The organism is Vitiosangium sp. GDMCC 1.1324, from assembly GCF_003044305.1.
Lineage (GTDB): Bacteria > Myxococcota > Myxococcia > Myxococcales > Myxococcaceae > Archangium.
Map to the genome: position 1 here is coordinate 92,219 of NZ_PZOX01000001.1, position 19,140 is coordinate 111,358.

Consider the following 19,140-nt stretch of genomic DNA (forward strand, 5'->3'; position numbering starts at 1 on the left):
TCAGCAGACCTCGGGGACGACGGGCACGGCGACTCCGGAGGTGCTCTCGCCCGCGAACGGATCCGGCGCCCCGCGCAGCGTGTCCGGCAGGCCACCGTCCGCGTCGACGACCACGGCCAGCAGCTCGGGGAGCTGCCACGGACGGAGGATGAGCTCGACGGGCGTGCTCGGGTCCGGGCCGCGCAAGGGCTGCCAGCCCGGGGTGCTCTGACTGGAGCTGGCGGTAAGCGCGGCGCTGGAGGCGCCCTGGGATGCTCCCGACGAGACCGCGTCCCCCATGAAGCGGGCCGAGGTCAGCCCACCCGCGTACCCCTTCGTGGTCTGGTTGACGGGCTTCACCCAGCTGGCGCTGAACAGGTGTACGCCGGTGATGGAGTCGACGCCGGGCACCTGTGCGATCGCCACCTCCAGCTCCCGGTCGCGCACGGCCCTCGCGAGGGGCCAGCCCTCGCCCTGCGGCCCTCCAGGAGGCAGAGGCCACAGCCAGCGGAAGAGGGCCTCGCGCACGGCGTTCACCACCGTCTCCCGGCCGAATCCCTCGCGCACGGTGATGCCGGTGGCCAGACCGAGCGGCACGTACTCGCAGCCAATGACATACAGCTCGGTGGCCAGCGGACGGCGCGCGTCCAGGTTCGCGTGCACGGCCTCCAGGAAGGGACGATCCGGGCGCGGGTTGGGCGCGCGGAAGGTGGTGGAGGGAGGCAGCACCATGACGCTGACCACGCCTGGCACGTTCTCGCGGCGCTGGTGCGGCTTGAAGCGGGGCAGCACTTCCACGCGGCCCGGGGACGCACCGGGACTGGCGGCGGCGAGCCATCGGAAGTCCTCGGCGGTGACCGCGCGCTGGCCATGGCGCAGGGTGGCCGGGATGCGCCGCTCGGCCTCGGCGAGCGTCTCCGCGTCCTGCCCGCCCAGCGTGGGCAGGCTCTGCACCACCTTCAGCGTCCCCGCGGGCGCCGTCCCATCGAGCAGGGTGGCGTTGAGGGCCTTGAGGGTCCCCGCGGGGAGGTTGCCGGCCACGCCGCCACCCGTCCTCATCCGCGCCACGCGCACGCGCATTCCGGCGGACGGAATCCGTCCCCGCACTCCATCACCGAAGCGGACGGTGCCCGCCTCCGCGTCGAGCTGGAACACGGCCTCGTCCCGCCCCGCCAGGGCGAGGTCGTCCACGGTGGCCCAGGGCCGGTAGCCCATGCCCGGCTCCTCCACCTCGAGCTGGATCGTCTCGCGCTCGACGGAGCCCGTGGGCAGACGCAGCTCCTGATCCGCGGCGCCGTCGCTCTGGCCGATGACGAGGGCGGTGTACGTGCGCCGCTGTTCGAGCTCCACCGCGTTGATGCCCACCCAGCTCAGCGCCAGGTGCGAGAGCTTCACGGTCGGCCGCAGCCGCAGCCACGCGACGAGCCGCTCCGCGCGCTTCGGGTCATCCAGACGCGGCGGACGGTCTCCGACGCCCGCCTTCAGGTTGCCGCGCACGTCGTTGGAGGGCACGCCGATGTCGCTGCCGGGCATGAGGAGATGGAGGACGCCGCGGCGCGTGAGGCCGAGCGTCGAGTCGTAGGCCACCGAGAGCGGGTGGTAGGTGGGGTTGCCCTGTGCGTCGGGCGTGCCGGTGAGCTCCCACTGGTGGGGGATGCGCGCACGCGGGCCGATGTCCTCCACGAGCGCGGGCACCTCGATGGCGGGCATGACGCCCACGCTGAGCATCCGCGGGGCCCCGTTGGAGCCCGTCTTCAGCTCCGTGCGCAGGGCGTCCACGCTCTGCCCCTCCGGCGCGAGCAGGGCGAGCCACAGGCCGCGGTCCACCGTGCGCTCGATGAGATCGAACCCGGCCGGCTCGGTGGTGTCGTGGGGGAAGAGCGCCGTGGTGACGTAGTACGAGGCCTGGGCGCCGGGGGCGAGCCCGTAGACGCGCGAGAGGCCGGGGAGCAGCTCGCCCATCTGCTTGCGCTCGGCGCTGGTGATGGGCCGCTTGTAGTAGGCCTCGGCCGTCAGGTTCAGCACGGTGAGCTCGGTCCGGGTCTCGAAGGGCACGGGCCCCTTGAGCTCGGCGGACGCGCACAACACCTGGGTGGGCTGTGGCGCCGAGCCGTCCTGGAACACGCTCACCACGCCCGTGGCGGCGGTGGCCGGCCGGAGCTGGATGCCGAGCAGCCGCAAGAAGGCGAGCCGCTGCCGCTCGGGAATGAGGTTGGCCCGGTAGAGCAGCGTGTCCGCCAGCCAGGCGAACAGCTCGAGCATCGTGCGGCCCGGGTCTCCCACGCGGGCGTGGGTCCACTCGGGCGTGTGGGCCGGGATACGGGCGAGGAGCTCCTCGACGAGATCCTCGAAGCTCCGGTCATCGAGTCGGGGCGGGACGATGGGCATCCTAGGCTCCGAGATCCAGGGTGAGGCCGAGCGCCTGCACCGCACCATTGCGGCGGAGGCGGTAGACGAGCTCGACACGGACATGCGAGGGCGTGTCATCGACCTCCAGCACGTCGATGCGCTCCACGTCGATGCGCGGCTCCCAGCGCGCCAGCGATTCCGCCACCAGATCGCGGATGCGGCGGCGCGTGGTGAGCACGTTGGGCTCTCCGACGAGCTCCTCCAGCCCCGCGCCGAACTCCGGACGCATGAGCTGCTCACCGGGGCGGGTGCGCAGGATGACCTCGATGGCCTGGCGCACGCTCGTGTCGAGCGAGGGGAAGTGGAGCTCCCCGCGCTCGTCGGGGACGGGCAGGAGCGGGAAGCTCACCGGGGGTCGTGCAGGGGTCGTCATCACGTGCTTCTCCAGTCAGCCTCACGGGAACGAGGGCGGGCGTGCCGCGGCTCGGCGCGGCAGGGGGATGCAGATCTTGATGAAGGGCAACCACCAGAAGAGGAGGTTGAACAGTGCGAGGAAGATGCTCAGCACGATGAAGGCGCAGAGGGTGATGATCGGAATGTTGAATCCGCAGATCCAATCCAGCCCCCCCGCGCCTTGTCGGGCCTTCTGCTCGAGGAAGTCCTTGGGCTTGTTGCTCGAGATCAGGTTGAAGATGTTGCCCGGGACCTGGAAGGCCACGTTGGGCAGGAACTTCTTCACGTTGCTCGGGGTGACGGGCGGCAGGGCGACCTGGACGGGGGGCAGCTTGCCGTTCTCGTACCAGGCGGCGATCTCGAAGGGCTGGCTGGGTGCGCTCCAGACGAGCGCTGGAGGACAACCGTCGTCACGCCGGACGCGGATGAAGCCGCGCACCTCGTAGCGGTCGCTGGAGGGATCGAACCGCCTGCGCCGCGGCAGGAGGCTTCCGAGCCGGGTGGCGGAGGCGTCCGAGGCTGCTCGAACGAGGGTGGAGACGTCGCTGGCCGACAGGCGCGGCCAGCTCCTGGGCATGAGGAACGTCTTGTCTGGCTTCTCGAGGACGAAGACCTCGACGGCCTCCGCGAGCACGTCTCCCAGCGGGCGCTTCTGGGGCGCGGCGCCGTGCTCGCACGGAATGCGGTTGAGCGCCGCGCGCAGGCCCGCGTGCTCGAAGGCGTTGAAGACGCTCACCAGCTTGCGCAGCATCAGGGCGAACTGCTCGAGCCGTTGCTCGGCCTGGGAGAGCGCACCCCCGGAGAGCGTCGGATCCGCGCGCAGCTCGTCCGCGTATCGGATGGAGTAGCGCTTGTTCGCGACGCCCTCCAGGCTCACGCCGGTATTGGCCGAGAAATAGGGCGCGAGCATCTCGCGCAGCTCATCCTCCTCGTAGCGCGTCGCCTGGGCCGCCTCGCCGGAAACGGCCTCGGAGCTGGAGACGGGCACCAGCCCGTAGAGGATGGTGCGGCGCGCGGCGGCGCAGACATGCGGGGGCGCCACGAAGAGCAGGGAGACGCTCTCCTCTAGCGGCTCGGGGGCGCCGAGCGTGTTTTCCAGCAAGGCCTCGAGTTCGGGATGGCCGGCGGGGTACGCGGCCCCCCGGCGCGCTGGATTGGGATCCCTGTCCTGCTCGCGTGCATCCGCCAGGGGCACCCAGCCGCGCACCTCGCCCCCGCGCTTCATCCACGACTCGCTCCGGCCCGCGCTGGCGCCGAGCCGCCGGACGACGAGTCCGCAGCTCTCGATGCGAGAGGGATCCAACCGGGGCTCGCCGAAGGTGTCGCACGCAGCCTCGAAGACGGCCAGGTGGAAGGAGCGGTGGACGGGCTGGTGCAGCTTGAGCCCCTGGGCCCGCTCACCCGCGTTGCGCACCGTCCTGGCCAGCCGCTTGCGGCCCTCGTCGCTGCCCAGCTCCTCGAGGAACGCCTGGACGAAGTCCTCGTCGGTGCGCTCCACGAGCACCGGACGGTGGTCCGTCGCGGGCATCGGGCGGCCGCTCCCGGCGTCGAAGGTGAGGCCGCGGAAGAGGATGGGGTGATCGCCTACCATACGTTTCCAGCTCCGGGCGTGTAGGTCGCGGCCACGACGGTGGTGGCCTGGAGGACGTCGCATTTGACGATGCCGGCGAAGGTGGACATGGCCGCGTCCACCTGGACCTGGGCGGCGCTCACCTCGACGCGGCTGGCGGAGACCTTGACCGTGAGGGGCGTCTCGATGCTGACGCCCTTCGTGTCCAGGGTGACCTTGTTGCCGGCCGCCTCGAGCGTGAGCTTCCCGCCGCTCGTCTGCGTGAGGGTGACGCTCTGCCCACCGGGTGTGGAGAGCGTCACGGTGGCCTGCCCGTCCGTCTCCTCGACGATGGCGATGCGGCTGCCGCGCCGGCCCGTGAGGGTATAGCGGTCCACGCGCTGCTTGTTTCCGCCGAGCTGCTCGGGAGCACGGTCGGTGCCGTTCCAGAGCCCGCCGATGACGAGCGGCTGGCGGGGATCTCCGTTGACGAAGACGACGGCGACCTCGTCCCCCACGTCCGGCAGGAGGAAGGCTCCTCGGCCGCCTCCGGCGATGGGGACGGAGACGCGGGCCCAGAGGGCGGCGTCGGCATCTCCCACGGCCTCGGGTGTGCTCACCAGGCGGACCTGGACACGGGCGAGATCCTCCCGGTCTTCCACCGAGATGACGCGGCCCAGATAGGTGCCGTGCAGTGCGCCGAGGTTCGGCGCCGAGGGAGGAGTGGGCAGGGGTTGCATCAGGGGGCTCCCAGGAAGGCGCACTCGGCCTCGAAGTCGGTTTCGTACCCGTGCGTCAGGTCGTAGCGATGGCAGGCGCGGACGACGTAGTAGGTGTTGTCGAAGCGGCGGCCCAACCCCCGCAGGGTGACGTGGGTGCCCACGCGCAGGGAGGGATGGCCCTCGGAGGTGCCCTCCACGCAGACGAAGCGGCGGGCGCGTTGATCGAAGGCCGCGGAGGCGATGGCCCGCGCTTCCTCGTCCGTCATCGCGGGGACGTTCCCGAGGTGCTCCGAGCGCGCCCCGAGCGTCTCGCGCAGCAGGTCCGCGCCACGCCGGCCCGCACCGGGCCCGAGGCTCGTTCCGGTGCCCTGGCCCGAGACGCGCCGGCCCGCGCGCGCGTCCCAGCCGGAAGCGGTGATCTCGGTCACCTGGTGGGCCAGGTCCACGGTGACGTGCGCGCGCCGCAGCTGGCTGTACAGCTCCAGCTCGACCGAGCCCCGGCGCACGTCCTTGCGGGGGGAGACATGGAGCTCCTCTCCCACGACCTGCAAGTCCCCATCGTGGGCGGAGAGCAGTCGCCGCAGGAAGGCGAGGTCGCTCTCGTTGAGCTGCACCTGGGTGCCGATGCGCTCGGAGAAGCCGGTGATGACGGGGCGCATGCCCAGCCGGGTGGCCAGCTCCCGGGCCAGACTGTCGATGCTGACGTCCTCGTGCACCTGGGTGCGCCGCGCGAGCCGCGCTCGCTGCAGCGCGTCCTCCGCCAGCACGAGCAGCTCGGGTCCCTCCGTACCCTCGAAGCTCGCCTCCAGCCCGGTGACGAGCCCGCGGAAGATCTCCCGCGGTGCGTTCTCGTCACCGGCGTAGATGGCGATCGACGCGCCCAGCCGGAGGATCGCCTCGTCCTCGAAGGCCAGACCCACCTGGCCATCCTCGAAGCGCGCCGTGTTCCCCAGGCGCAGCTCGAGCGAGGACATACCGCCCTCGGACTCCGTGAGGCGCATGGAGTTGAGGAGCTCCTTCACCTTGTCGGAGGCGCGGCCGTTGATCCGCACCGTGGGTTGGGCGGAGTAGACGCGCGAACTGCTCAGTGAGCTCTCAGGCATGAGATTCCGTCCTCAGTCCGCGTGAAGCCTGGTCCGGCGCCACGCCCTCATCCGCAACTCCCGCTGCACGTCCTCGGCATGGGTGGGCCGCGATTCGGCAGCCTGCTGCTCCGTGGGCACTTGTTCCGTGGAGGGCCGCTCCGGCTGTCCGGGCGCTCCCTGCACGCTGCCAACCACCTCGCCAATCGAGACGATGGCCATCGCTCATTCCTCCTCGAACCGGATGCGGGCCGGGGTGCTCCCACCGAGGCGCGAGCCCCGCGTCCTCATGCGCCCGCCCAGATCGAAGAGGGCGCCGTCATCCGTGGCGTGCGTGTTGGTCTCCACGCGGTTCGCGAGCCGGCGGGGATCGAGCCGCTGGGTGAGGGGGGCGGATTGCGTCCTCAACCCGGCGAAGGTGGGGAGGGCCGCGGGGACGCCGCCCAGGGAGGTGCCGCCGCCGGGCGTGGAGCCGAAGCCCGCGGGAGGGGCGAGCGCCGCCGGGGCGTCGACGGTGAGCGTCGGGGAGCGTGGAAAGCGCATGCTCTCCTCGCCGTTCTGGGCCGCGATGGCGCGCCCGGCCTCGGGGGCTCCTCCCTGCGTGGCGGTCGTGGTGGTGGAGCCTCCTGGCGGCGGGGCGCTGACCTCGGCGGGGCCACGGGTGTCTCCGGTGTCACTCCAGCCGGCGGCCTTCTGGTTGGCCTCTCCGCGCGAGAAGATGTCCTCGTCCTTCGTCATGCCGAGCGACACCGTGGAGCGCAGCGGCACGCCGTCCACCGAGAAGAACTCGAGGGTCTCCTTGTAGGAGTCCACGATGCCGGTGAAGCTGAAGGCGCCCCAGTCGAACGTGACCTGCGGGGGCGGCTGGTCCTTCTCGCCCAGCAGGCGCGCGATCTCCACCGTCTTGTCGCACACGTTCTCGAGCGTGTCCGTCGTGTCGAAGACGAGGTCCACCGAGAGCTTCGCCGAGCCCTCGTTGACGACCTGCGAGCCCCCCTTCTTCTTGCCCTTGCCCTTGCTCTCTCCGAGTCGGGTGGAAAGGGTGAGCGAGAGCGTGGCCGGGTTGAAGTGCGCCGGGATGATCTTGTTCGTGCTCTTGATCCGGAACTCGGCGGTCTTGGGTGCGGTCATCGTGTCATCCTCCCTTCGTGTTCCGGGTCTCGAGGAAGAGCCCCTCGTGGGCCAGGTGCAGCTCCTCGATGCCCACGTCGGTGGCCCTGGCGTTGAAATCCGCCGCCTTGAACTTGATGGGCAGTGCCCGCTCCAACCTCCACGCGAGCACCACGGTCTGCTCCGTCCCGGGTGGCTCGGGCAGCGCCTTGAGCTGGATGCGCACCGTGCAGCGGTGGCCGTAGTCCCCGCTGGCGACGCGCTCGAACCACTTGAAGAGCCTGCCGTCGCGGGAGATGCCGCGCTTGAGCACCACCGTCGCGAACGTCACGGGGCCGGCCCGTTGGATGGCGCCGAGGTTCAGCCCACCGGCCTTGATGACCTTGGGCTCCATGGTGGCTTCCAGGCCCGTGCACTCGGAGAAGGCGCCCGCGAGCGGAGGATTCAGCTTCCCTCCGACGCCCTTGGGGAGGGGCGCCTCCTGCAAGGAGACCTCGAAGCGGAACGCGAACAGGGGATCCATCGACGGGGTGTCGGGCCGGGTCATGGTGAGCTCTCCGTGCGCAACGAGATGGCGCCTTCCTCGGCCACGGTGAGGATCACGTGGATGCGTTCGATCGCCGCCGCGGCGTCGAGCTCCACTTCCGCCACCAGCCGTCCGGCATCGATATCGTCCTGGGTCATGGTGGTCCGGTCGCAGCGGACCTGGAACGCCTCGCGCGCGTTCGTGCCGCGCAGGGCGCCCACCTCCCAGAGCCGGACGAGCACGGACTCGAGCCGGTACACCAGCGCGAGCCAGGTGCGTGCCTGGGAGGGCTCGAACACCACGTCCTGGCCCACCCGCCGTGCGGCGCGCAGGAGCACGGACAGGAGCCGGTTCACTCCGGCCTGCCGCCAGCTCTCGCTCGGGCTCGTGGTGACGTCGGAGAGGACGCGAATGCCACCGGGCGACGGCCCGAGCATGGACACCCGCTCCATCAAGGGGCGCAAGGTCCCCCCGGTGAGCACCACCGGGGGCGGCGTGGAGAGCGTGCCCCGGGCCACGAGAGGGAAGAGCTCCTGGACGTCCGCCAGCTCCAGGTTCATGGCGCTGCGGAAGGTGCCCCGCAGGAGCGCGTTGCGGGAGAGCACGCCCGTGAGCAGGCCCTCGGGGCTCTCGAGTCCCTCGGGCAACGCACCGGAGCCGGGCGTCCGGGCCCACGGGTAGACGAGCTGCACGAAGGCACTCTGGAAACGTTGGAGATGGCCCCTCTCGAGCAGGACGCCGTAGGGGGTCTCCTCGAAGATTCCCGCGAGCTCCCAGGTCCGCGCGCGAGTTCCCGGGTAGGGCAGGGGGATGGCCGCCACGAGCTGCACCTCGCGGACGTGGCGGCTCAGCAGTGTCTTCAGCCGCGCGAGGAAGCGCGACCAGCGCTCGTAGCCGGCCTCGTCGCAGCGGGGCGCGGCCCGCGTGGAGGTGAGCGCCTCCTGCGGCTCGGAGGGCTGCTCGGTGCAGTCGACGAACACCTCCGGGCTGGCCGGGACCTGGACGGGAGGCGGCAGGGGCTCGGCGTCCACCGCGAGCGCGGCGGCGAGGTCCGGCACGCAGAGGAACGACACGTCCGGCAGCCCGAAGAGGTGCGCCGCTCCCTTCCAGGTGGTGCGCTCCTGGGGCGAGGCCTCGAACAGCTCCCCGAGGCCGGGGAGCAGCTTGTCCGGCCAGGCGGCCCGGAGGTCACGGCCGGCCTCCGCGGGCCAGGGGTCGGCGGCGCGGACGACGTAGCACTTGCGTCCGCCCTGCGCGAAGAAGGAGCGGACGGCGGCGCCCAGGTACGTGCCCTCCGAGTCGAAGAGCCGCGCGAAGTCGCTCCAGCGCTCGATAGGCACCGGGACGTTGTCCAGGGCGAGGGGGTTGCCCCAACCCTGCTCGAGGAGCCACTGCTGGATCTCCGGCGGAAGGGGCGCGCCGGAGCGGCGGACGAAGCCCACGAAACAGGCGACATCCGCGCGCTCGGGTGCGCTCACCGGAGCGCGGGCATTGGCTTCGAAGACGAGGCCGTTCATCCCAGTTCCCTCTCGTGTGCGTGCGAAGCGCCAGGTCAGGCCACGTTCGGGAAACCGGCCAGGATGTCCTCGGCGGAGAGCACCAGCTCCTCCAGCGCGACATCACCGCCACCCTTGGCCGCCAGCGTGGGCCCCGTGTACTTCATGGGCGTCACGTTGAGCAGCTTCCACGACTGCACCGGGGTGCGCGTCTCATCCAGGAGCGTGATGAGGACGAAGTCCTTGCGGCCCTGCACGCCCGAGCTGCGCACGGCTTCGATCCAACTCCAGACGACCTGGGAGTTGATGACACCCCGCTTGAGCGTGACATCGCCCGTCTTGTAGATGCCGGGCACCTTGCGCACGTGGTTCTTCGGGTCCGTGCCCTCCCGGTACTCGGACATGGTGAACTCGGTGTTCAACCCCGAGACGTCGGAGAAGCCGCCGAAGGAGTCACCGCCAAAACTGATCTCGAAATTGAATGCGCCGTACGGCGTGGGACGCGTGCTCATGTGTGTATTCCTTTCCCCTAATTGCGAGCGTCAGCCGTCTTCTGGCCGATCCGGAAGATGACGAACTCGGCGGGCTTCACCACGGCCACGCCCACCAGGCAGACGAGGCGGCCGTTGTCGAGGTCGTCCTGGGTCATGGTGCTGCGGTCGCACCGGACGAAGAACGCCTGCTTCGTGTCGCTGCCGAGCAGGGCTCCCGAGCGCCACTGCGTCTCCAGGAAGCTGGCGACCATCTCCCGGATGTTGGACCACAGCCGCTCGCCATTGGGCTCGAAGACGGCCCACTGCGTGCTCACGTCGATGGAGCGCTCCAGGAAGTTGAAGTAGCGCCGGACGTTCACGTACTTCCACTCGGGATCCGAGCTCGCGGTGCGCGCGCCCCAGACGCGGTAGCCGCGGCCCGGGAAGAAGCGCAGGCAGTTGACGCCCAGCGGGTTGAGCACCTCCTGCTGCGCGAAGTTGATGTCCGTCTCGAAGCGCAGGGCGCTGCGGACCACCTCGTTGGCCGGAGCCTTGAAGACGCCGCGCTCCGCGTCATTGCGCGCGTAGATGCCGCAGATGAAGCCGGAGGGTGGCAGGGCGATCTCCTTGGGGATGAGCTCGTCGCCGGGCCGGGCCAGCGGATTGGCCACCACCACCCACGGGTAGTAGAGCGCCGCGTGCTTCGAGTCGATCTCCCCGCGCCAGGCACGGGCCTGGGTGGCACCCTGTTCCGGAGGCGTGTCCAGCACCGCCACGCGGTACGCGCGCCGCTTCTCGGCGTGGGAGATGAGCGCGTTGCGCACGCCCCTCGCCGTGGTGTCGCCATAGGCCGAGGAGCCCGGCGCGGCGATGATGGAGATGTCCTCGACGCCGGACAGCACGCCGAGCGCGGCCTCGTACTCGGCCGCCGTCGGGGCGCTCCCGTCGCCGCCCTCCTCGAGGGTGAAGGTGCGGGACTTGCCCAGGTCCAGCAGGGCGCCATACATGGCCAGTCCGTCCGCCGGGGTGCCGTCGAAGTGGATGGCGTACAGCCGCTGGAGCGCCTCGGACTGACGGCTCGGCTCCTCGGAGAGCACGCCGCCGATCCACCGGGGGTGCTGGGGATCCAACCCCACGCCCTCGTAGCTCGCCTCACGGCCGGCGCCGTCGCGGGTGCGCACCAGCAGCGTGACGAAGTTGCCCACGGGCGCGCTCTTGTCGAGCGGCAGTCCGCTGGCCGCGCCGTGGCTCTCGTCGAGCCATCCCGAGGCCGTCTTGAGATAGGTGCGCGCGCTGCCCGCGCCGATGGCGGGTTGAGCGCCCAGGCCCATGGGATCCGTCCCGCCAGCCCACGTGAGCCGGGCCGTTGTGCCCAGGCGCGTGGTGCGCAGGGCCACCTTGCCGTTGATGGACGTGGCCCGGATGCCCGCGCCGCGGAGCGCCTGGTCCAGCTCCTCCACCGTCACCGAGGAGAGGCTGGTGACGTTGGCGGCGCCCACCGTCCCGGCGATTCCCAGTGCCTCGTTCTTCCTCACCACCACGGAGACGCGTGCGCTCGCCGAGGGCACATAGGCCCCGAGGATCAGCGCGGCCGTGTCCAGCCGGGCATAGCCGCCGTGAAGCTGGCTGTTGAGGGCGTCGACGACCTGCTGGGCCGACAGGTTGGCGGCCAGCTCGATGGCCGGCTGCGCGATGCCGTTGAGGACGATCTCCAGCTGGGTGGGGCTCGAGCCCGTTCCCGAGAAGGAGCCGATGACGGTGGCCTCGGCCTTGCCCACGGCCAGCTTGATGGAGACGGACTCGTCGGACGGGGCCTCGCCCAGCGTGAGCTGGAGCGTGTCACTGGCCGAGAGGTTGAAGGGCGCGGCCCCGCTGCCCTGGAGCAGCGCGGGCGCCGCGTCCCCGAGCAGCACCGAGCCGAGCGGGGCGCTGTCCATGCCCCGGATGGTCGCGGGGCTCAGCACGGGCTCGAGGGTGATGGTGCCGTTGCCCACCTTGCCCGGAAAGCGCGCGGTGAAGCGCGCCGCGCCGTTGATCTCCGCCACCGCCTTGACCGCGCCCAGGGGCACGGCGCGCGACACGTAGAGACGTGAGCCGCCCTCGTTGAAGTAGGCCCGGACCGCGTGCGCCAGATAGTTGGTGGCGCGGCCGCCGGGACCGAAGTCCAGGTCGTCCAGCCCTCCGTAGATGCGCTCGAAGTCCGCGAAGCTCGTGATGAGCTCCGGCGTGGCTCCGTGTGGACCGGTGAGCGTCGGCCCCGCGAAGCCGGTGGTGCTGGTGCTCACCCCTTCGATGGACCTGGCGCGGAAACTCTGCTCTTCGACGTAGACAGCGGGTGCGAGGTATTCGGGCACGTGAACCCCCTCTATGAGGTCGGGATCTGGATCCGACGGTGGATCTCCAGGCCGGAGGCGACCTGGAGGGTTTGAGGCAGCGGTGTGAAGCTCGGAGCCGGCATGTCCGGATCCGGCAGACCCGCGACACTCGGAGCGATGGCGGACTCCAACGTCGCGGGGAACGTGGTGTGGATCAGCGCGTCGCCCTCTTCCTGGCCCCACCGGATGATGGGGATACGCGGGACGAGCAGCAGCACCTCCCCCCGCTCATCCGAGAGACCCAGCCCCTCGACGGCGGGCTTGTCCGGGATGGCGACCCGGAGGCGGATGACCACACGGGCGAGCGGGTTGTCCTGGCCATCCCTGAGGGACAGTCGCACCACGGCGCTGCCCGGCGCGCGCCGGGCCGTGGGCGCGAGGTACATCCGCACGTCCACCGGTGCGAACACGGATTGCTCGGGGTGCTCGGGCTCCAGTGACGCGTCACGCGGCAGCTCGAGGGTGAAGCCGCGCGGGAGGTGACGCCCGCTGGGATCCACGACGGTCACGGGAAGCGTGGCCGGGGCGGGAGCCGGCTCGGGCGGCGCCTCGAACCGGGCGGTGTAGTCTTCGAAGCCGGGGGCCGCCGTCAAGGCATACAGGCCCGACGGGTTGCGCACCACCCGGATGCCATTGCCGGAGACGTGGAGGGGGCCGGTGAGGGGCTGACCGGTCTCCCCGTCGAGGAAACGGATGGCGGCCAGGGCCCGGCTGTCGAGTCGTTCCAGGCTCATGCGCCACTTCCCGTGCCGGAAAAGGAGAGCCGCCGCGCCACCACCGGCCTGCCGCTCGGGGTGCTGGGAGGAACGTCGATCCGGACGACTCGCGCGATGTACGAGATGCTGAGGGTATAGGGGCGCTGGAAGGCATCCCAGATGCGCATCAGGTCCTCGTTGCTCAGCTCCGCGGGAATGAGTTGGATCATCTCTCCCGAGCTCCACCCGCCGTCCTCGTTGAGATCCGACGCGCTGAGCGTCTGATGGGTATGGAGTTGGTGCATGGCCCAGCCGAGCAGGCGGTGCTCGTCGCGGGCGTTGTCCGCCCAGACGGTCAGCAGATAGTGCAGATCGAGCGCGAGCGGTGGGGGCTCACCCGAGGTGCTGCCCGTGTATGGCTGATTCCGCAGGTGCTCATTCATCATCACACGATAGAGATAGAGCGTCAGCGCCGGACGGCTGGCGGTGGGCTCGGAGGCGGTGGGCCCGCCGCCCAGCTCCCGGCTCGACACGAGCGAGAAGACCGGGTCCGCGCCGGAGAGCAGCGTGTCCTTCTGCTCCTGGGGCAGCGCCTGCCAGGCGTGTGCGAAATAGGAGACGAGGGATTCGCCTATGGAATGAATTGCAAGGAGATTCGCCATGATGTCCCCCCGGCGGAGCGCGGACGCCACCCGATGCCACGGAATGAGCAAACCCAACCGTTCTGGGTCTTCTCCCGCTGGCGAAAGCGAAAGCACCGTACGTGAGTCTTTGTTGAATTTCAACACGTGGAATCATTGTCACCTTGGGAGTCATTGGGATTTCGAGACCTCGGGCGTTGGAGAACCCATGTCTGGGGTTGGGCGTGGCGTTTGACTTCTGGGGGCGCCGGTCCCCTCTCGTGGGCCCCCATGTCAGACCCGGGGTGTACGCTCGTGGGTCACGGGCGGGAATGGACAATGACAAGCATTGCAAGAGTCTTCATGAGGGAGTGGAGATGAGCTTCAAGGCTGTCAATAGACCTGAACCGGCTGGGGCCAGGTCTTCGGAGACCAAGGCCCGGAGCAAGGCTTCCGTGGGCGCGGGTCCGGCGCGGCGCCCGGGCGAGCAGTCGCGGCTCCCCCGCTATCTGAGGAGCGAGGCGGCGGGAGAGATCGATCTGAGCAAGGGGCGAGTGGATCCGGCGGCGATCGCTCCGGATTCCGAGGGGAAGGTGACGGCGCGCCTGCCCGGGCTCGCGGTGGGCGAGCTGGAGCTGGAAGAGACCGCGGACGGATACAAGACGCGGGGGGAGGGCGCGGCCCTGCCCCTGACCGTGGGCCCGCTGGCGGGCGTGCTCGGCGACTCGCTGGTGTTGGTGGTGCGGATCGAGAACAACGTCATCACCGGCCGCGCCGCGGTGGGATCGCCCGGGCGTGCCGTGCCCAAGGGGGACTCGGCCCTCTTCCGCGCCATCGAGAAGAGTCCCGAGGCCCTGGGCTGGGCGGGGCTGTCGAAGGTGTCGGTGGGCAGCAAGGTGAATGCCCTCGAAGGGGGCTCGCTGAAGCTCGGGGCGGAGTCACTGCGCTTCACGCTCGGCGGCTTCGTGGAGGGCTCGGGCAGTTTCAGCGTGGAGGGCGATCGCGTCTCCTTCAGTGGCTCCGCCGAGGTGAAGCTCCCGGGTGCCTCCACCGGCAAGCTCGAGGTCATCTACAGCCCCGAGACCGGCCTGTCCGGCGAGGCGCACCTGCAAGTGGGGGTGGGCAAGGTGTCGGGAGGCGTGGATGCCCGGCTGCGGCGGGGCGTGTTGGACATCCAGGGCACCGCCGGGTACGCGGGCGATCGGCTCAAGGGCTCCATTACGCTGGTGGCCACGGACGAGCAAACGGCGCGGGAGATCACCCGCAAGCCGCCGCAGGCGGGGGAGTTGCCGGGACAGGACGGCGCGGGTGCCGCGGGAGGGCCGGCGGTGGGGGCGGGTCCGGAGGCCACGCCCATCGCGGCGAAGCCCGGGCCTCGGGCCCTCTGCGGCTGGGGTGAGCTGGACTTCTCGCTGACGGAGTGGCTCACGGGGAAGGCGAAGGTGGTCGTCAACAGCCAGGGAGAGGCCACCGTCCAGGGAGAGATTGCTCCGCCCCAGGAGCTCATCCTCTTCGAGCAGAAGGAGTGGACGAAGAGCCTGCTGAAGCTGGAGGTGCGGGCGGCCTACGGGTTGCCGGTGGTGGGCAACGTGTTCGTGTTCGCCAACGTCGGGCTGGAGGCGCTGGCCACCATCGGGCCCGGCAAGCTCTACAACATCAAGCTGTCGGGGCAGTACTCGACGGACAAGCAGGTGGATCAGGAGCTGAACCTGCAGGCGACATTGAACATCTCGGCGTTCGCGGGCCTGCGGCTGCGGGCCGAGGGCGGCGTGGGCGTCGAGCTGCTCGGCCACGACATCAAGGCGGGGGTGGGGGTGTGGGCACTGGCGGGAGTGAGAGGCTACGTGGAGGCCACGCCCACCATCGGCTACCGGCAGAAGGCGGGCGCGGAGGGAGAGTTCTACATCCAGGGCCACATGGAGCTGGCGGCGCAGCCCTTCCTGGGGCTGGGGGGAGACTTGTTCGTCGAGGTGGACAGCCCCTGGTGGTCGCCGCTGCCGGACGACAAGTGGACGTGGCCGCTGGGCAGCCTGGAGTACCCGCTGCCGGGGGAGTTCGGAATCGGGGCGGACGTGGAGCACGTGCTGGGCTCCAAGCAGTGGCCGGAGGTGAAGTTCACGGAGGTGGAGTTCGACGGCGGCAGGTTCATGAGCGACCTGCTCAGCCAGAGCGCGCCGGGCAAGAGCAAGGGCGGCGAGGACCACAAGCCGGCGAAGTGGGACGAAGGCGGGGCGTCGGGCTCTCCGGCCGGTGGCAAGCCGGGGGGCAACAAGGACGCGTCCCCCGCGAAGGCGCCCGGCCCAGGTGGCAAGAAGGGTGGCAAGACGGATGCGAGCGCTGGACAGCCCCATCGCAAGGGCGACGGTGGCAAGCCCGGCAAGGCGGGTAAGGACAAGTCGATCAAGGACAAGCCGGGCAAGGAGGAGGCAACGGGAGCTCCCGGGCAGGTGGGCGAGCCCGTCCGCTTCGACGCGAAGGGCGAGTCGTACCGGCTCTGGGTTCAGGTGAAGGGCAAGAGCGCGACCCTCCTGATCGCGGCTCCGCAGCAGGGCGCCGCCTCCTGGATTGCCTCCCAGGAGCGCAAGGTGGGCGGCAACCACCCGAAGCAGGAGCAGCAGAAAGCCCATGGGCTCGGAGGCGAGGCCCGGGCGCTGGCCTCGACGATCGATCAGCACGCCGATCGCGTGGCCTCGGGCAAGGGGGACAAGGCGGCGCTCCAGCAGGCCGATGCCCAGCTCAAGAAGGACGAGCACAGGCTGGTGGGGATGCTGCGGCAGCTCGCGGAGCTCTCTGGCGGCGAGAAGGGCGAGCTCTCCGTCGGCGAGCCCGTCTCCTTCACGGGGGGCAGGGAGGCGCACCGGATGTACTTCGTCGTCAAGGGCGGCGATGCCGTCCTGCTGGTCGCGTCCACTCCGACGCCCCTCGGAACCCGGCTCGACGACTTCGCCCACAGGCTCGAGGGCAGTCACGCGGGAGGCGAGGGTGTGGGGTACTTCTCGGACTACCACACCCGCAACCGGGCCCGGGAACTGCTCAGCAAGGCGAGGGCGCTCAGCACGGGATTGAACGGAGACGCGGACGCGCTCGTGCGCGAGCACCGCGAGAAGATGGACAAGGCGAGTGCCGCGGAAACGGCGAAGATCCTCGCCGAGGAGCGCTCGCTGGCGTCGATCCTCTCCGAGCTCTACGAGATGTTCGGTGAGCACGTTGGTGATGCCGAGTTCACCCTCCGCGCGCGTTATGCCGGAGCGGCGGGCGCGGGCGAGCTCTCGGTGGAGCGCTCATCGCAGGGCAAGACGGCCTATGTGATGGGCAGCGGCCCCATCTTCGGGCTCGTGCCGGGGGCCAACCGCGGACTCGTGACGGAGGAGATGGCCGCCCTGCGGAAGCAGTTCGAGGCGCAGGGAGACGCCCAGACGATCCTTCCTCCGCCCAAGGGCGTGGAAGACCGGATGGACGTGCTGGGCCAGAAGGCGGACGCCGCGGAGAAGACCCTCAGCGGCCATCTGCAGGGCCGCTCCAAGAGCACCCGGGAAGCGGCGGTCTCGGAGACGACCCAACACCTCCAAGAGGCCGCCGCGGCCGCTGGCCAGGTGGCGAGCGTCAAACGCGTAGGGGCGGGCGAGCTCGTCGAGCGGGCCGTCACCCTGCTGGCGGACGAGAAGAGGGCCGAGGTCGAGAAACTGGGGTGGAAGGGCAAGACCGTCTTCGACATCTCCACGGAGATCCGCCATCAGATCGAGAAGGATGCCGCGACCGTCGAACTGCGAGATGCCGAGCTCAAGGCGGAGCACGAGGCGAAGCTGGCGCAGCAGCAGGCCTCGGTGACCCAACAGCCGGAGGCGGAGAAGGACAAGGGTCCGTTCAGGTCGAAGCGCTCGTCGCGTTTCTCGGCGAGCCAGGGGCCCTTCGAGACCGAGAAGAACACGCGTTCCCGCACCCCGGTGAAGAAGGAGTATACCCCTGCTTTCGTTTCCTCCTTCCGCGGCACGCTCGTGAGCGCGCAGGGGACCTACGAGGAGATCCGCGTGGTCCTCGCGAAGGCCAAGGACTCCTTCGCCGCCGAGCTGCTCCAGGCGCTCCACCAGAATCAGGTGCTGCTGAGGTTGCCCAGCAAGGAGCGCAAGGAGAACGAGTTCCTTCTCTCGGAGGAACAGGACGAGGCGGGCAGGGTGAAGAAGCGTTACAAGGACCAGAACCAGCTCGTCGCCGAGGTTCGGCTGCTCTTCCATGTGGAGATGACGCGTGCGGCCGCGGCCTGGGCATTCGGCGTCTCCGGGTTCTTGAATGCAGCCAATGCCCAACAAGCCGCCGACGCCTTCAAGACCGACGTGTACCCCCATGCCATCGAGGGCTTCATGGAGGCCTACCGCAAGCACGGCGCGGCGCTCTTCGATGGTGCGGCGAAGAAGCTCTTCGAGGAGCTCGGGGTGAAGTTCCAGAAGGAGTCCCAGCTCGACAAGGGCAAGCATGTCTTCCTGGCACCTGCTCAGCTTCATACAGCCGTGAAGGTCATCGAGGACAAGCTGGCTGAGATGTACGAGAGTTCCCACTCCAGGAAGGGAACGACATGATGGAGATGGAGAAGCAGCTCTGGCCCTCGCTGCGCCTGGCCTTCACATACCAGGGCGAGCTGGATGAACCCGAATTCGAGGAGCGGCTGCGGGTGGGGAATCTGACGCTCGAGAACCGCCGGGAGCAGGGCGATCTGGAAGTCCTCGAGTGTGAGTCGCGCGACCCGGGCTTCGTGTGTTCGGTGACCCTGACGCGCTCGCGTGAGCTGGCGGATCTGGGATGTGCGTACTTCTCGGGGCCAGATCGCATCGACGTGGCGATGCGGCTTGTCACGGTCCTCCAGTTCATCCCGGCCGGGCTGCTCCACCTCGGGGCCCGTGCGGGCCCGGACAGGCAGGTCCGTGTGAACTCGCTCCAGGTTCTCTCGCAGCTCTACCTGGCGGAGGAGGGCGGCGCTTATCGTGACTCCCACGTCGAGCGCACCTCGCGTCTCGTCCGGGGTGATGCCGACCGGGAACTGCGGTGGCGTGCCCTGTTCATCGAACTGGTGGGGAAGTTCCCGGGAGCCCGGCGGCACATCCGTGAGTTGCTCGAGGCCGAGACGGATGCAAGGGAGCGCCAGGTGCTCGAGGACTTCCTCGCGCGGGCCGAGCGGCAGGAGGGCGCGTCCGAGGCGGTGGAGCCCGCGGAAGCCGCCCCCGAGCTCGAGTTGCGCCTGGCGCTTCCGTTCATGCAGCGCAGCCCACCGCTCGATGCGCTCCTGGAGCACCTCGAGTCCCTCTGTGAGCGGGTCCAGGACATTCGCGACGGAAACACGCGGTTGGTGGAGCTGCGGGCTCGCGAGCTCGATGGGCGGATGACCTTCCTCTCTCCCGAGGGCTCGGACGTGGGCTGTCTCTACTTCTCGGGCGCGGATGCCGCGGAAATGGCCATTGGGACAGGCTCCATGCTCGCCTATCTGCCGCCGGAGCTGGCCCGTCTGGCCCTGCGTTCCAGCCGGTTCGATGAGTACCGGGCGCAGGCGCTCCATGCGCTCGCGCTGTCCGCCTCGACGCGGATCCTCCCTGGCGGGGGAGTGGATGCGGAGCTGCGGGCCCTGCTCCAGTCGGCCATGGTGGACCCGGTGCCCGAGGTGAAGGGTGCGGCCATGAATATGAGCTTCTTCTTGCGCGAGGAGTTGTCCCGAGCAGGGTAGG

General features: G+C 69.9%; 15 protein-coding genes. 2 read left to right on the top strand and 13 right to left on the bottom strand.

The genetic code is table 11. From position 1 onward, the window contains the following. From DAT35_RS00310 to DAT35_RS00370, 13 genes are read right to left on the bottom strand one after another with little or no spacing between them, the layout of a single operon-like run. Nucleotides 1–2,367, bottom strand: coding sequence for a putative baseplate assembly protein (locus tag DAT35_RS00310; RefSeq protein ID WP_108064854.1), 2,367 nt, complete (start codon nucleotides 2,365–2,367; stop codon nucleotides 1–3). Between the two features lies 1 nt (nucleotide 2,368). After that, entirely contained in the window at nucleotides 2,369–2,761 is a 393-nt protein-coding gene (locus DAT35_RS00315; protein WP_108064855.1) for a GPW/gp25 family protein, read from the bottom strand. Between the two features lie 21 nt (nucleotides 2,762–2,782). Beyond that, a complete protein-coding gene (locus DAT35_RS00320) occupies nucleotides 2,783–4,372 on the bottom strand; it encodes a hypothetical protein (RefSeq protein WP_108064856.1) in 1,590 nt (529 codons plus the stop codon). After that, nucleotides 4,366–5,070 (bottom strand): phage baseplate assembly protein V, encoded by a 705-nt coding sequence (locus DAT35_RS00325; RefSeq protein ID WP_108064857.1) that lies wholly within the window; start codon nucleotides 5,068–5,070, stop codon nucleotides 4,366–4,368. Before DAT35_RS00325 ends, DAT35_RS00320 begins: the two co-directional genes overlap by 7 nt. Then, nucleotides 5,070–6,155, bottom strand: coding sequence for a phage late control D family protein (locus tag DAT35_RS00330; protein WP_108064858.1), 1,086 nt, complete (start codon nucleotides 6,153–6,155; stop codon nucleotides 5,070–5,072). Before DAT35_RS00330 ends, DAT35_RS00325 begins: the two co-directional genes overlap by 1 nt. A gap of 12 nt (nucleotides 6,156–6,167) precedes the next feature. After that, nucleotides 6,168–6,356, bottom strand: a complete 189-nt coding sequence (locus tag DAT35_RS00335; RefSeq protein WP_108064859.1) for a hypothetical protein — start codon at nucleotides 6,354–6,356, stop codon at nucleotides 6,168–6,170. A 3-nt stretch (nucleotides 6,357–6,359) separates the two neighbouring features. Then, entirely contained in the window at nucleotides 6,360–7,265 is a 906-nt protein-coding gene (locus tag DAT35_RS00340) for a hypothetical protein (protein ID WP_108064860.1), read from the bottom strand. Nucleotides 7,266–7,269: 4 nt separating this feature from the next. Next, a complete protein-coding gene (locus DAT35_RS00345) occupies nucleotides 7,270–7,791 on the bottom strand; it encodes a phage tail protein (protein ID WP_233261230.1) in 522 nt (173 codons plus the stop codon). Then, nucleotides 7,788–9,287 carry a phage tail sheath protein gene (locus DAT35_RS00350; protein ID WP_108064861.1) on the bottom strand — a complete coding sequence of 500 codons (1,500 nt, stop codon included), beginning with the start codon at nucleotides 9,285–9,287 and terminating at the stop codon, nucleotides 7,788–7,790. The genes DAT35_RS00345 and DAT35_RS00350 overlap by 4 nt, the downstream gene beginning before the upstream one ends. Nucleotides 9,288–9,322: 35 nt before the next feature. Next, nucleotides 9,323–9,778: a phage tail protein gene (locus DAT35_RS00355; protein ID WP_108064862.1), complete on the bottom strand. Its 456-nt coding sequence runs from the start codon at nucleotides 9,776–9,778 to the stop codon at nucleotides 9,323–9,325. A 17-nt stretch (nucleotides 9,779–9,795) separates the two neighbouring features. Beyond that, a complete protein-coding gene (locus DAT35_RS00360) occupies nucleotides 9,796–12,093 on the bottom strand; it encodes a phage tail sheath subtilisin-like domain-containing protein (RefSeq protein ID WP_108064863.1) in 2,298 nt (765 codons plus the stop codon). A gap of 11 nt (nucleotides 12,094–12,104) precedes the next feature. Beyond that, nucleotides 12,105–12,848: a hypothetical protein gene (locus tag DAT35_RS00365; RefSeq protein WP_108064864.1), complete on the bottom strand. Its 744-nt coding sequence runs from the start codon at nucleotides 12,846–12,848 to the stop codon at nucleotides 12,105–12,107. Beyond that, nucleotides 12,845–13,471 carry a DUF4255 domain-containing protein gene (locus DAT35_RS00370; RefSeq protein ID WP_108065587.1) on the bottom strand — a complete coding sequence of 209 codons (627 nt, stop codon included), beginning with the start codon at nucleotides 13,469–13,471 and terminating at the stop codon, nucleotides 12,845–12,847. Before DAT35_RS00370 ends, DAT35_RS00365 begins: the two co-directional genes overlap by 4 nt. 335 nt (nucleotides 13,472–13,806) lie before the next feature. On the opposite strand from DAT35_RS00370, the gene DAT35_RS00375 reads away from it, so the two are divergent. Both DAT35_RS00375 and DAT35_RS00380 read left to right on the top strand, forming a co-directional pair. Further along, complete coding sequence (locus DAT35_RS00375; protein ID WP_146209524.1) at nucleotides 13,807–18,003, top strand: hypothetical protein; 4,197 nt, start codon at nucleotides 13,807–13,809, stop codon at nucleotides 18,001–18,003. Continuing rightward, nucleotides 18,000–19,139 carry a hypothetical protein gene (locus DAT35_RS00380; RefSeq protein WP_108064866.1) on the top strand — a complete coding sequence of 380 codons (1,140 nt, stop codon included), beginning with the start codon at nucleotides 18,000–18,002 and terminating at the stop codon, nucleotides 19,137–19,139. Before DAT35_RS00375 ends, DAT35_RS00380 begins: the two co-directional genes overlap by 4 nt. The last annotated feature ends 1 nt before the right edge of the window (nucleotide 19,140 follow it).